The sequence below is a fragment of the Candidatus Symbiopectobacterium sp. 'North America' genome (assembly GCF_015762685.1).
GTDB lineage: Bacteria > Pseudomonadota > Gammaproteobacteria > Enterobacterales > Enterobacteriaceae > Symbiopectobacterium.
Genome location: NZ_PEHF01000089.1, coordinates 19637 through 32843 on the forward strand (window position 1 = coordinate 19637; position 13207 = coordinate 32843).

The following is a 13207-nucleotide window of genomic DNA, read 5'->3' on the forward strand; positions in this document are numbered from 1 at the left end:
TGCGTGCAGTTTCAACCCTAACGGATTAAATCAGTTTCAGCGCCAACCAATACAGCACGCCGGACATCACCAGAGAAACCGGCAGCGTAAACACCCATGCCAGCAGGATGTTCTTAACCGTTTTGCCCTGTACACCGCCACCATCAACGATCATGGTGCCCGCAACCGCAGAGGAAAGAACATGGGTGGTGGACACCGGCATACCGGTATAGCTCGCCACACCAATTGACAGCGCCGCCGTCACCTGTGCAGACACCCCTTGCGCGTAGGTCATGCCACGTTTACCAATCTTCTCTCCGATAGTTACCGCGACGCGACGCCAGCCCACCATGGTACCCAGTGAGAGCGTCAATGCGACAGCAACGATAATCCATAACGGCGCATATTCGACGGTTTTCAACATATCCTGACGCAGATTGTTCAGGTAGCGGCGATCTTCAGACGTGGTTTCCGGCAGCTTCGCTACCTTGTCCATGGTATCCGCGATGCACATCAGCAAGCGACGCACGCGACCGCGATCCTCGGCATTCAACTGGTCATAACTCTTCAGGTTATTCAGCAGACCCAGTGAACGTTCAATGGCGATAATTACGCACGAACTGTCGCAGTGGAACTCTTTAACACCATTAGCAGGCAGCACAGTTTCTGTCGCTAGCACCGGCGTAGAGAGGTCGATGACGTGTTTGAGCGCATTGCCATGCTGTTGATAGAACTCCTGCAAATTGACGACCGCATCACGCGTGCGGCTGATTTCATAGCCGGAAGCGCTCATGTTGACGACAAAGCCGGCAGGCGCAACGCCAATCAGTACCAGCATGATCAGGCCGATACGTTTTTGACCGTCGTTCGCGCCGTGGGAGAAGCTAACACCGATAGCGGAAATGATCAGCGCTGTACGCGTCCAGAGCGGCGGCTTGAGTTTGTCATCCAGCTTTTCACGATCGGCTGGCGTCAAGTGAACGCGTTTGCGTTTCTTATTGTTGTTCCAGAAACGCAGCAGCACGAACAGCATCAGACCCGCGACCACCATCCCCACAATGGGAGATAGGATCAGCGACAGGAAGATACTGATCATTTTGGGAACATTGAGCGCATCCACGACGGAAGTGTCGGTGAGCAGGGCGTTGGTCAAATCAATCCCGATGATATAACCAATCAAGGTGTGGGAACTGGAGGCTGGCAAACCAAAGTACCAGGTGCCCAGGTTCCAGATAATCGCCGCCAGCAGCATGGAGAACACCATGGCCAGGCCGTGCGCGGAACTGACGTTAAGCAGCAAATCAGTAGGCAGCAAATGCACGATAGCATAAGCCACGCTCAACCCGCCTAGCATCACGCCGAAAAAGTTAAACAGTCCGGCCATGACAACCGCATATTCCGCCCGCATCGCGCGCGTATATATCACGGTGGCAACAGCATTCGCCGTATCGTGAAAGCAGTTTATGGCTTCATAGAACAAATACCAGTGCCAAAATCAGCATCAGACCGGTATGAAAATCAACCCCGGTAAATAAATGTAGCATAAGCGTTAGGCCATTTGTGGTCATGAACGCGGCGCATTATCTACGACAAGCCTAAACGGGAAAAGGAAAATATGACTTTTTTTGACGAAAAGATGACCAATTCGGCTATTGGTCGGATTTATCTCAATAAAATAAAAAAATACATATTCTTGTATAAATATACATTTTGTTACGCTGGCATCCCTTCGCGCCTGACACTACAATCAGCCGCCCGTAGGTTATCGGTGAAAATGCTAACTTTTTATATCGCCATTGGCAGGAGAGCGCACTGTGAATACGTTTGATGTTGTCATTGTGGGTGCAGGTGCTGCTGGTCTGTTTTGCACCGCACAGGCCGGACAACGCGGACTGCGCGTTCTGCTGATGGATAACGGCAAGAAACCCGGTCGCAAAATATTGATGTCGGGCGGTGGTCGCTGCAATTTCACCAATATGTACGCCGAGCCAGCAACTTATTTGTCTGAAAACCCGCATTTTTGCAAATCCGCGCTGGCGCGTTACACCCAGTGGGATTTTATCGATCTGGTCAATCGGCACGGTATTGCCTATCACGAGAAAACCCTTGGGCAGCTGTTCTGTGATGACAGCGCGCAGCAGATTGTGGACATGCTGATGCGCGAGTGCGAACTCGGCAACGTGCAGTTTCGTCTACGCAGTGAACTCCAGCGTATTGAACGGACGGGCTCAACGTTCACCCTCACCTTCGCCAATGGCGCGCTCACAGTTCCACAGGTAGTGATTGCCAGCGGGGGGCTTTCCATGCCGGGACTAGGCACATCCCCCTTCGGTTATCAGGTCGCACAACAGTTTGGCCTTAAGGTTCTGCCCACACGCGCCGCGCTGGTACCGTTTACCCTACATAAACCGCTGCTGGAGCAGATACAGACGCTGTCCGGCGTTTCCGTGCCCGTGGTGGTGATCGCGAAAAACGGTGTCAGCTTTAAAGAGAGTCTGCTGTTTACCCATCGTGGTCTTTCTGGCCCGGCCATTCTGCAACTGTCTAGCTATTGGCTACCGGGCGAAATGGTGACAATCAATCTGTTGCCACAGCACGATCTTAACGTACTGCTTGCCGAGCAACGTGCAGCACACCCCAATCAAAGCCTGAAAAATACGCTGGCACTGTGGCTGCCGAAACGCTTGGTCGAGTGCCTGCAAACCTTGGGGATAGTGCCCGAGGTTTCACTGAAGCAGCTGCAATCCCCACAGATCGCAGCGCTCATTGAAAATCTGCACGCCTGGCAAGTGCAACCCAACGGTACGGAAGGCTATCGCACCGCAGAAGTCACCCTCGGCGGCGTGGATACGCGTGAGTTATCGTCAAAAACTCTGGAGGCCAGTAAAGTGCCAGGCCTCTATTTTATCGGCGAAGTGGTGGACGTTACCGGCTGGCTGGGCGGCTATAACTTCCAGTGGGCGTGGAGTTCCGCTTGGGCGTGTGCGCAGGCGTTGAACGTTGTCCAACATAAGTAGGTCTGGTGTACCCACATGATCGGTTTGATCGTTGCTGACAGGCGCTTAACGCTTCAATTTGGCGACGTAAGGGAGATTTCTGTACTTATTCTCCCACGGCATACCATAGCCAATCAGTAAATCATAGTTGTCCATTTCATACGCAAAATATTGTTTAACAGGGATATCAACCCGACCTGGTTTGACAAACAAAACGGCCACAGAGACCGATTTTGGCGTGAAGTGCTCGGAGATATGGTTAACCAGACGCTTCATTGTCCCACCTGACTCAATCGCATCATCAATGAGGATGACATGGCGGTTACTGATATCGATATTATTATGGAACACGATGGGGGAATGATTATTCCTGTCTCCCGGGGTGTGTGTACAGGAAATATAATCCATATTGATATCAAATGTTAACTGTCTGGTCAGGTCTGCCGTGTAGAGTATACCACCTGGCACTACCGTAATGACAACGGCCTCATAAAAGTCCTGATTGAGTTGCGCGGCAACCTGACTGACACCTTGCGCAATCGAGGATAACGTCACCGACATGTTCATGTTTCATAGCAGATTCCCCTCAGATTAACGGTGTAATTTACCCTTGGCATCAATGGCAATCAGCAGCACGAATGAGAGGATAAGCAGCGTGCCGAGCCAATCAGGCAGCGTGAAGGTAATGCCCAACAGCAGCAAGGACAGTACGGCGCTGGTCAGTGGCTCTGCGCAGCTAAGAATGCTGGCCTTTTGGCCGCCAATCAGCGATGCGCCTTTGAGATACAGGCTAAACGTCACGGCAGTGCCCACGATAATCAGATAGAAGAAGGCAAACAGGCCCAGACCGTTAACCGCAATATTCTCTTCCGGCAGCAGGAAAAACGGCATCATCGATACCCCGGCAATAAACATGCTCCACCCCACCACCAGCAATGTGCCGTGTTGGGAGATCAGCCCCTAGGAGTAGGTGGAATAGAAGGCGGCAGCAAAGGCGGAGGCAATCCCCCAGATCAACGCCACAGGCGAGATCGACAGCGACGTCGGATTACCGTGCGTCACCAGCAAAAAAGTGCCCGCCAGCGAAGTGAGTATCGCGGCGCTAACGAACACACCCAGCAGCTTTTTCCGCGTCAGCGCAAACCAGGTGACAATCACCGTTGGGGAAAGAAACTGAAGGATAGTCCCGGTTGCCGCATTTGATTTTTCAATCGTAACCAAAAAAGTAAACTGCACCGTCAACGTGCCGCACAGGCTGAAAATAAATAGCTTGATGGCCTCTTTCTTCTCGCCAAATACGCTGAACACCGGCTGCCCCTGCAAGAAACCGAGCATTAACAGAATAATGCCGGAAAACAGCAGACGCGACATCGTCAACCAACCGGCGGAAATATGCAGATGCTCCATCAAGTATTGGGCACAAACACCAGAACTGCCCCACAGAATGGAGGCGACTAACACGTACAACATGCCTTGTTTGGCAAGACTCATCACAACCTCATGGCGGAATAAAACGGAGTAAGGCGACACCTATTAATCACGCTCACGGCACGCAACCAATACGTTATCGCACTATGCCTTACACCATACTGAAGATAGACAGCCTTTTCGATAAGTTAGCCTAAAAAATCTTACCCATACACCAGGTTATAGTGCTTTTAGCAACGCGAACGCCTCTTTCATCCGATCTTCACTCACCACAAACGCACGCAACTTCCCCTCCTCATCCCTTCCCTGTGCCACCATGCCCTCCGGTGCCGTGGCAATCTGCCAACGCAAGTCACGGCTACCTGATTCTCCGGCCAGATGTAACGGCAGCGCCAGTGTTTTCACCTTCACCAGCATGGCGGGCAGCGCGAGCGCGGTATTAACGCCAAGCAGCGTTTTCGCCAGTGCGATAGCGCTTAGCTGGATCGGTTGCAGAAAGGGTCGTACCTGCCCTGCAATCTCGGCACAGTCACCTAACGCATAGATATCCGCCTGGCTGGTTTGCAGCGTGCTGTCTAGCACCACGCCGCGTCGGGTGACAATCCCGGCGCGCTGCGCCAGCGCCGTTTCCGGGCGCAGGCCGGTCGCGGCCACCACCACATCCACGTCACTGATGCGATCGCCATTGAATCGGGCACGAATGCCTTTCTCGGTCTGTTCCAGCGATTGCAGTTTTGCTTTCAACAACAGATTCGTTCTCATATCGACCAGACAGTGTTGCAGGCGGCCACTCACTTCCGGCGGCAGCAATGTTGGCAACACGCTGGCAGCGCAATCGGCCAGCGTAACCGCCTTACCGGCACGACAAAAATCCATCGCCAGCTCGTTACCAATCAGCCCCGCGCCGACCACCAACACCCGCCGCGCATCCTGCAACTGCGCTTCACACGCGCGGTATTCTTGCTGGCTGTTCAACGTCAACATCAGCTCATGCCCCGGAACCGGTGGCACCGATGCGCAAGCCCCCGTTGCCAGCACCAGCTTGCCGTAGCACCATTCGCTGTCGTGACTTTTTACACGATGATGTGCGACATCGATGTCGGTGATCTGTGTATTTGGGTAGAGCCGTAGCTGATATTACTCAGCAAATGCCCCCATCGACTAACGAGTCAGATCGTCGGCGCATTGCCCTTGGCTTATCACATGGCTGAGATCGGGCTTGTTATATTCATCCATGCTGTCAGCGGCAATCAACGACAGCGGGATCGCCGTATCCTGCTTGCGAATATGCTTCATCAATTGGCGCGCCGCGAAGCCTGAGCCGATAATAACGATGCCGTGACTCATACCGCCTCCACCGCCAGTTCATCAAATACCGCCTTACCCAGGGAACATTCCGGGCACAGGAAACTGTCTGGCACCTGGCTCCACGGCGTTCCGGGTGCCACATCCTGCATCGGCTCACCGTGTGCCGGGTCATACACCAACTGACAGACGCTGCACTGCATCTGTGGCCCCAGATCGTCGGCAGCTTTCGCTGCACACGCGCAGGCGTCTGGTTGCGGCGTTGCGCGCACGGCCTCCGGCAACGGGGAAAGCGCCCACTGGCGGCCAATTTCACGCCCGTGCTCGCTGCACATTTCCAGCGCATCGATATCGGGACGCCATTTGGCCTTCAGGGCAATGGTGGTTTCGAAACCGGCATCCATCAAACGGGTTTGCACGCGATCGACCGCACCGCCGTTCCAACCATAGCTGCCGAACGCAGAGGCTTTCTTGTTGCGAAAACGCAACCCCGCCAATTCCTCCAGCATGCCTGCCACTTTGGGCATCATGACATTGTTCATGGTGGAAGAACCCACCAGAACCCCCTTGGATCGGAACACGTTAGTCAGAATCTCGTTTTTATCGCTGCGTGATATATTGAAAATTTTCACCGCGACGCGTGGGTCAACGTCGTTGATACCCTGCGCGATAGCGTCCGCCATCATGCGCTTGTTGTTGGACATGGTGTCGTAGAAAATAGTGATGCGATCTTCCTGATAATCCGCCGCCCATTTCAGATACAGCTCCACGATTTGCGTCGGGTTGTCACGCCACACCACACCGTGTGAGGTAGCAACCATATCAACCGGCAGATTAAAGCCGAGGATCTCAGTGATTTTCGGCGTCACCAGTCGGCTGAACGGGGTTAGGATGTTGACGTAGTAACGCTGGCACTGCTCAAACAGTTCGGTCTGGTCAACTTCGTCGTTAAACAGACGTTCATCGCAGTAGTGCTGGCCGAATGCATCGTTACTGAACAGCACCGCATCGCCCGTCATGTAGGTCATCATGCTATCCGGCCAATGCAGCATAGGTGTTTCCACAAACACCAACTGTTTACCATTGCCAATATCCAGGGTATCGCCGGTTTTCACCACGTGGAAGCGCCATTCCGGGTGATGGTGGTGGCCATTGATGGAGTCAATGGCATTGGCGGTGCAGTAGATAGGCGTATTGGGAATCTGCGACATCAGCTCGGTTAACGCGCCCGCATGGTCTTCTTCCGCATGTTTGATAATGATGTAATCAATCTGCGCCAGATCGATTTCTGCGCGCAGGTTCTGGACGAAATCATGGCTGAACTTGTGGTCCACCGTGTCGATAAGCACGTTTTTCTCTTCACGAATCAGGTAACTGTTATAGCTGCTGCCGCGCAAGGTTTTGTATTCGGTGCCGTGAAAATCACGCACTTCCCAGTCACGTTGCCCTACCCAATGGATGTTGTTCTTTACATGAATAGCCATATCAACCTCAAATTATGCGGTAATGCGAATAAGATAGTTGGGCTATATCAATTGGCATGCCATGTTATTAATTATTTGCTTTTAAATTACTTTATTGTTTCTTCAAAAAAGAAAAATGTCATAATGACTATACTTATGTAACTCTGGTGGGGAAAACCACCATTCCCAATAACCGGCAAGACATCATCTTTCTGCCGATTGAAGATTTTCGCTGCCTCAGCTATATCTACGCGGTTTACAACCCGAAAAACACCAACCCGAATATCCATGCCTTTATTGATACCATGAAAAAGATCGCTGAATAATAAAGTAAAAAAGGGAAGCGTATACGCAGCTTCCCCGGAACTTACGTTTATTATCTCAATAGCAAAGGTTAGGCGTCACAGTTTTCCATCGGCTCATCAATGGTGACGACAACCAAAAATGTCAGTAATGAAATACCCGCCATAAACAGAAACACAGTATTCCAACCGTAATGGTCAAGAATTAACCCGGCAATAAAGGGCGTGGCCGCACCGCCTAATTGCCCCCTCATGTTGACAATAGCATTGGCAACCGGGAATTTATCTTTTGCCACGAAAGACATGGGGTAGACCATGTAGGCTGAGAACCCAATGCTCAACAACAAACCGGTCATGAACAGCAGCAAGGCACACAACGCGGGATTCGCAGGCATATAGAGCAGGCACAGCATCATTACCTATGTCGAAACTGCCGAGAGCAACATGCCAGGTTTTCTGCGTTTATCCAGCAACGTATCAGAGAGGATGCCACCCAGCAGATTACCCAGCACTGCACCGACCCAAGGTGCCGCAGAGACAAACCCCATACCCACCACAGAAAGGTTTTTTTCTGACAGCAGATAGGTAGGGATCCAGGCCAGCAACAAGCTGGAAATCCCTAGCTGACAGTAGTAGCCCAGACCGCAACCAAACACATTCCATGAGCGATACACTTGCTGAGTTGTGGTGACTTTAGGGGTATTGCGTACCCGAATAAACCGGTCCAGATAAGGTATCCGTTTGTAGACTTTCTTCTCCTGCACCTGCGCCGTCGTCTGCTTTTCATTGATGATGTCTACTTCCTGCTGGTTAACGAAGACTGACTCAGCAGGCTTGTCTTTCACAAACAGAAACCACATCACTGGCAGTGATCACGCTTGGCAGAGCAAAAAATATAAAGACCTCTTTCCATCCCCAATGCATGATAATAAACGAACCGATGATCGGCGTTATCACCGGCCCCAGCTTGATAGAAGAGAGAAAAATACCCGAGGCAATGCCCTACTCTTTTGACGGAAACCAGTTGTTAATGGTGGAGGTTACGCCAATAGGCAGTGGACCTTCAGCAATGCCTAACAACACCCGGCACATTTTCAGTTGCAAGATGGACCCGGCAAATCCCGTCAGCGCAGTCGCGATAGAGGTGAGGATCATAGATGACGTGAAGACCCTTCGCACACCAAAGCGCGTAATCAACCAGGCTGAAGGGATCTGGATAAAGGCATAAGCCAACAGGAACAGGCTGACAAGCGCGCCGGCTTCCGCATTGGTCATGGTAAATTTTTTTCTGATAAACGGCAGAGCTACTCCCAGGTTAGCCCTGTCTGCTGCCGCAATGGTATAAATCAGAAAAAATAAAAAAGCGACCCACCACCGATGATGAGTCGGTTTAACCCCTGATGCTGCCTGTTCTATATTCAGACTCATGTTCAAAACCTCATTTTACATCGAGATAATCAAAGACGCGGTTCAGCTGCATCAATTCCGCTGTTGTTGCACCATTGATAATTTTATTTTTATAGTTATTTTCTTTTTCCTCTCTCTCATCGGAGAGTTTTATAACATTATCAATCTATTCTCGCTCAATGACGACCAGGCCATCCGAATCGCCGACCACAATATCACTCGATCGGATAATACAGTCACCAATAATCAACGTTCCATTGAACGTGCCTGGTTGTTTTTTCTCCGTTCCTCGAATAGAGATTTCTCGTGCAAAGACAGGAAAACTAGATTCAATAATCGCATCGCTGTCTCTTACCGCACCATTGACCACTAGTCCCGCCAGACCAATATGCTGCGCCTGTGTCGTCAGTACATCGCCCCAAATACCCGCGCCTGTAAAACCATCACAATTAATAATCAGTACATCCCCTTTCTTTGCATGCATTAAGGCGTAATGCACCATCAAATTATCGCCGGGACGCATATGTAACGTTAATGCAGGCCCCGCCATTTTCATACCGCGGGCCAGCGGCTTTATTGCTTCAGACAATGCCCCAACGGCCCCTTGCGCTTCATAAACGGTAGCGCTTCCCAGTCGAATTAAATGTTCGACCACGGCATCAGTCAGCGTATTTTCATTTTTCACGATATGGCCTTATTTATAAAGAGGGATTGCGTTGTAACAGATGATAATTATGCTTCTTCCTGGCGGAAGAAATAGACATTCCGGCCAGAGCATCATTAACAATTTGCTCTTCGATTGCTTTCATCTCCAATGCGTGATCAATGACTTGAGCAATATGTTTTTTACCAATCACTACCGCACCATCAATATCGGCCACTATCAGGTCACCCTGATTCACTAACACACCACAGATATTAACGGCACCGGCTACCGCAGCGACCTGAACCCTGTCTTTGCCTGTACGCATATAATTACCGCAGGCATAAATCGGATAATGTGCATTTATCGCCTCATCGGTATCACGGCTTACACCATTAATAATGGTTCCGGCAATACCTTTAGCCGCCGCCACCTGACTTAAAATGCCGCCCCATACGGTACAATCCAGTCGGCCAGCATTATCAATAACAACAACATCCCCTGGCTCAACCTGATCGATATAATCGCCCACCTAGCCAGGATTATCGGGATCGACAGGAACATAACGCACCGTCCAGGCCCATCCTGCTATTTTTTGATTTCCCGTAATTGCCTTCAGACCCAGTAATGTTCGAGGCAAAAAAAAGAAATCAAGCTCATCAGCAAGTTCCGGCGTCGTCAGTGTTTTGACCTTTGCTAAATATTCAGCATCATTCATTGCGAACCTCTGTATAAACACAAAAACATTTCGCCATAAATATCTGAAATAGCCACACGGGCCGCAACGGTGCATCACTGAACCTAAGTTAAGAAAAAATGAACATGGTAAAAAAACAGCACTATCACATGATGAAACAAAAAAATAAAAACCATTAAATTCATAGCATTAAAATAATTTTATTATATAAAAATAGTTTAAATCTTCGATGGCAATAACTAAAATGTGATCCGCTGAAAAATCTTTATTCTCGCTAGACCCGACACCGCGAGATAAAGTCAGGTTAGGTTATAATTCGTTCATACAATCAGAGGCAGAAACCGTTTCCCCGTTATTCAGAGGCGATCATGACAGTGAATGAATCGGAATCATACACACTGCAAGCCATTCCTCAGCCGGAAACCTATGCGAGTGTGCAGAGCACCCCTCTTAGCGATGAAACCCTGCGAGAACGCCTAAAGCTCGTCTTACTGGGCATGCGTCAGCAGGGTCTTGATGCATTGATTATCTATGCCGATAAAGAGCATGGCGGCAATTTCGAGTACCTGAGTGGGTTTATTGCCCGCTTTGAAGAGGCACTACTGATCGTCACAAAAAATGGTGCCACTACCTATGTCATGGGGAATGAAAATCTCAAGCTGGTGCCTCACGCCCGACTGCCCGGCGCCGTTTTACACGCCCCTGCTTCTCACTGCCCGATCAACCAATGCCGCCCGATTTCGATCTCACCACGTTGCTTGCGCGATCGGGCATTCAGCTTTGCCAGCGAGTCGGCATTGCTGGCTGGAAACACCTGACGTTAAGCGGGTCTTCAGGCCAAGCCATGTTTGATATTCCACATTTTATTTATCAAAGCATTCGGGACACGCAGCCCTCCACCACCACGTTGGTGAATACCACCGGTATTTTTATTTCGCCCAACGGGGGCCCACGAGCTGGCGCATTATGAATACGGGGCGAATCTGGCCTACACTGCCATGCTCAATGCGATAGAGTTGGATAAAACAGAAAAAGAGATTGCCGCGCTGCTGACTGCCGAAGGGCAACCTCACACCGTGGTGACCATCGCTGCCACCGGCGATCGCTTTGAGCAAGCCCGGCTTTATCCCAGCGATAAAAAGATAGCGCCAGGCGATAAGTTGTCCCTCACCACCCCGGCTTTAAAGGGGGTCTCAGCAGCCGAGCGGCCTATGTGGTAAAACATCGCGAAATGCTGTCAGCCAAAACCAATGACTGTCTGGAACGTGTCGCTATTCCTTATTATCACGCCGTGGTTTGCTGGCTGACCGCGCTTCGCGTCGGTATCACGGGCAGGGAAATATACGCATTAATTGAGGATGTCCTACCCAAAGAGCGGTTTCACTGGCATCTGAATCCTGGCCATTTGGTGGCAGATGAAGAGTGGCTCTGCTCACCCATCAGCCAGGATTCCCCCGTCGCGCTCGCCAGCGGTATGCTGTTGCAGATCGATATCATCCCTTCGGTAGCGGGCTATGCGGGCGCCAGCATTGAAGATACAGTGGCATTGGCTGACGCAGACCTGCGGTCCGAATTGGCCTGCGCGTACCCGGCGCTGTGGCAGCGTATTCTCACACGCAGAACGTATCTGGAAGAGGTATTACACATTCCATTGCATGCCGATGTTCTACCGATGTCCAATATCGTCGGTTATTTGCGTCCTTTTCTGCTGGATAAGCAAAAAGCATTGGTTTGTGGAAGATAACTACCGTGCCGCCAATGCTCATCTTGGGTTCAGTCATTATGGGATAGCAAACACGCTATCCCATAATGACTGAACCCAAGACTAATTGTTAATAAACACACTAATGATGTCAAAATCATAAAATTGAATTTTGAAAGAAATCAGAGGGATTATGTCATTCAGTACAGGCTCGTTCTGCACGTTGCATAAGGATGCGCCATGTTTAGTCATATCCCGAGTCACAGCCCATCGCTGCCAACCTCTTTCTCCCTGAACACAGAGCAACATAATCCCCATGATGGCCGATATACAGACAGCAAACCAAGTCCCTCTTGCAGAAACGTCACGGAAAACCTCAATCTCATTGCAAACAATGCGGCAATATTCACACAGCACCAAGAACAAGAAACCGTGGTTTCAATTTATAAGCCAACAGGTTTAATGACATATATTTCCATTGCTGAAGGGCAACATTTGAAACACCTGAGAAATTTTGTAGACTCATCTTACAAAATTTCAGGTGCTATTAATGATAAAGAACAGGCTATTCTGCAACTGAAAGATATCTATTCAGAAGAGTATCTCAATAAATCAATTGCAGGCCCTGATGAGAATATGGATGAATTAATAGACTCATTTAACACGCAAAAACTGTATGCGAAATTTCATTTCATTGACCTGTTCTCGATTTATGACTACGGTAAGAATGGCTACGTAAATATCAATAAAACCTTATTAACCCTTCCACCGGGAACCCTCAGACCGCCGCATATTGCTCAACTGGCATTAACCCTACACCATTTGGTCATGAAGCAAGCCAATGATAGTGAGTATTTCAGCAACGCCGTTCCCTTTTTCCGAGAAGAAGTAAGAAAAAGTAAGGATTTTGAGGACATTGAAGATGGGTGACATTTTTTCCTCCCCCATATTCTTCAGTACTTCCGACGATCAAGATATTGCTGAATCCTTCCTCGGTGATAAGGAAGCGTTAGGGCAGGGAGAAATAAATGTACTTTATACTATAGATAAAATAACACCATACTCCGGTGCACACTTATCAGAAATCATGGATAATAGAGAAAATGAATTTTTATTCCTCCCTGACATAAAGTTCATCATTAAAGAAAAAGAGTTTAACGAAGAGGGTAGCACCCTCAACGTGACGATGAGCCAATTACATATCAGCAAAAATAATTTTTTCGATCAGCTTAACAGATTGATAAAACAAGCAGTATTCGCCGGTGATTTTACAAAAAAATGAGCA

The 13207-nt window shown here is 49.7% G+C and carries 12 protein-coding genes and 4 pseudogenes; 5 read left to right on the forward strand and 11 right to left on the reverse strand.

The annotated features are described in order from the left end of the window. Nucleotides 1-25: 25 nt before the first annotated feature. Nucleotides 26-1523, reverse strand: a pseudogene (gene pitA / locus CS369_RS19105) (inorganic phosphate transporter PitA). Nucleotides 1524-1793: 270 nt separating this feature from the next. On the opposite strand from pitA, the gene CS369_RS19110 reads away from it, so the two are divergent. After that, nucleotides 1794-2996, forward strand: a complete 1203-nt coding sequence (locus CS369_RS19110; protein ID WP_196908305.1) for an NAD(P)/FAD-dependent oxidoreductase — start codon at nucleotides 1794-1796, stop codon at nucleotides 2994-2996. 45 nt (nucleotides 2997-3041) lie between these two features. On the opposite strand, the gene CS369_RS19115 is transcribed toward CS369_RS19110, so the two are convergent. From CS369_RS19115 to norV, 4 genes and pseudogenes are all read right to left on the reverse strand, one after another. Next, complete coding sequence (locus CS369_RS19115) at nucleotides 3042-3536, reverse strand: phosphoribosyltransferase (RefSeq protein WP_244665110.1); 495 nt, start codon at nucleotides 3534-3536, stop codon at nucleotides 3042-3044. Between the two features lie 30 nt (nucleotides 3537-3566). Further along, nucleotides 3567-4466: pseudogene (locus CS369_RS19120) on the reverse strand (EamA family transporter). 156 nt (nucleotides 4467-4622) lie between these two features. Continuing rightward, nucleotides 4623-5750, reverse strand: a pseudogene (gene norW, locus CS369_RS19125) (NADH:flavorubredoxin reductase NorW). Beyond that, on the reverse strand, nucleotides 5747-7192 hold the full coding sequence (gene norV / locus CS369_RS19130; protein WP_196908306.1) for an anaerobic nitric oxide reductase flavorubredoxin: 1446 nt from the start codon (nucleotides 7190-7192) through the stop codon (nucleotides 5747-5749). The pseudogene norW and the gene norV overlap by 4 nt, the downstream one beginning before the upstream one ends. A gap of 146 nt (nucleotides 7193-7338) precedes the next feature. Here norV and CS369_RS19135 point away from each other — a divergent pair, with 146 nt between their 5' ends. Continuing rightward, nucleotides 7339-7497: a hypothetical protein gene (locus CS369_RS19135; RefSeq protein WP_196908307.1), complete on the forward strand. Its 159-nt coding sequence runs from the start codon at nucleotides 7339-7341 to the stop codon at nucleotides 7495-7497. 68 nt (nucleotides 7498-7565) lie between these two features. Here the strand turns inward: CS369_RS19135 and CS369_RS19140 are convergent, their stop codons facing one another. The 6 genes from CS369_RS19140 to CS369_RS19165 form a co-directional block, all read right to left on the reverse strand. Further along, nucleotides 7566-7889: an MFS transporter gene (locus CS369_RS19140; protein WP_196908308.1), complete on the reverse strand. Its 324-nt coding sequence runs from the start codon at nucleotides 7887-7889 to the stop codon at nucleotides 7566-7568. Between the two features lie 3 nt (nucleotides 7890-7892). Next, nucleotides 7893-8333 (reverse strand): hypothetical protein, encoded by a 441-nt coding sequence (locus CS369_RS24700; RefSeq protein WP_280514830.1) that lies wholly within the window; start codon nucleotides 8331-8333, stop codon nucleotides 7893-7895. 142 nt (nucleotides 8334-8475) lie between these two features. Next, nucleotides 8476-8901: an MFS transporter gene (locus tag CS369_RS24705; RefSeq protein WP_196908310.1), complete on the reverse strand. Its 426-nt coding sequence runs from the start codon at nucleotides 8899-8901 to the stop codon at nucleotides 8476-8478. A gap of 145 nt (nucleotides 8902-9046) precedes the next feature. After that, nucleotides 9047-9565 carry an RraA family protein gene (locus CS369_RS19155; RefSeq protein WP_196908311.1) on the reverse strand — a complete coding sequence of 173 codons (519 nt, stop codon included), beginning with the start codon at nucleotides 9563-9565 and terminating at the stop codon, nucleotides 9047-9049. Nucleotides 9566-9578: 13 nt separating this feature from the next. After that, nucleotides 9579-10055, reverse strand: coding sequence for an RraA family protein (locus tag CS369_RS19160; protein ID WP_196908312.1), 477 nt, complete (start codon nucleotides 10053-10055; stop codon nucleotides 9579-9581). Continuing rightward, nucleotides 10056-10241: a hypothetical protein gene (locus CS369_RS19165; protein ID WP_196908313.1), complete on the reverse strand. Its 186-nt coding sequence runs from the start codon at nucleotides 10239-10241 to the stop codon at nucleotides 10056-10058. A 347-nt stretch (nucleotides 10242-10588) separates the two neighbouring features. Between CS369_RS19165 and CS369_RS19170 the strand changes: the two are divergent. The 3 genes and pseudogenes from CS369_RS19170 to CS369_RS19180 all read left to right on the forward strand — a co-directional run bounded on the left by CS369_RS19170 (nucleotide 10589) and on the right by CS369_RS19180 (nucleotide 13204). Beyond that, a pseudogene (locus CS369_RS19170) lies at nucleotides 10589-11964 on the forward strand (M24 family metallopeptidase). 198 nt (nucleotides 11965-12162) lie between these two features. Beyond that, a complete protein-coding gene (locus CS369_RS19175) occupies nucleotides 12163-12852 on the forward strand; it encodes a hypothetical protein (protein ID WP_196908314.1) in 690 nt (229 codons plus the stop codon). Continuing rightward, nucleotides 12845-13204, forward strand: coding sequence for a hypothetical protein (locus CS369_RS19180; RefSeq protein ID WP_196908315.1), 360 nt, complete (start codon nucleotides 12845-12847; stop codon nucleotides 13202-13204). Before CS369_RS19175 ends, CS369_RS19180 begins: the two co-directional genes overlap by 8 nt. Nucleotides 13205-13207 lie beyond the last annotated feature (3 nt).

Excerpts from the sequence above, each read along its gene's own strand:
- CS369_RS19115 (WP_244665110.1), bottom strand. The coding sequence starts at position 3,536 with ATGTCGGTGACGTTATCCTCGATTGCGCAAGGTGTCAGTCAGGTTGCC.
- norV (WP_196908306.1), bottom strand. The coding sequence starts at position 7,192 with ATGGCTATTCATGTAAAGAACAACATCCATTGGGTAGGGCAACGTGAC.
- CS369_RS19140 (WP_196908308.1), bottom strand. The coding sequence starts at position 7,889 with ATGATGCTGTGCCTGCTCTATATGCCTGCGAATCCCGCGTTGTGTGCC.
- CS369_RS24700 (WP_280514830.1), bottom strand. The coding sequence starts at position 8,333 with ATGTGGTTTCTGTTTGTGAAAGACAAGCCTGCTGAGTCAGTCTTCGTT.
- CS369_RS24705 (WP_196908310.1), bottom strand. The coding sequence starts at position 8,901 with ATGAGTCTGAATATAGAACAGGCAGCATCAGGGGTTAAACCGACTCAT.
- CS369_RS19165 (WP_196908313.1), bottom strand. The coding sequence starts at position 10,241 with ATGAATGATGCTGAATATTTAGCAAAGGTCAAAACACTGACGACGCCG.
- CS369_RS19175 (WP_196908314.1), top strand. The coding sequence starts at position 12,163 with ATGTTTAGTCATATCCCGAGTCACAGCCCATCGCTGCCAACCTCTTTC.
- CS369_RS19180 (WP_196908315.1), top strand. The coding sequence starts at position 12,845 with ATGGGTGACATTTTTTCCTCCCCCATATTCTTCAGTACTTCCGACGAT.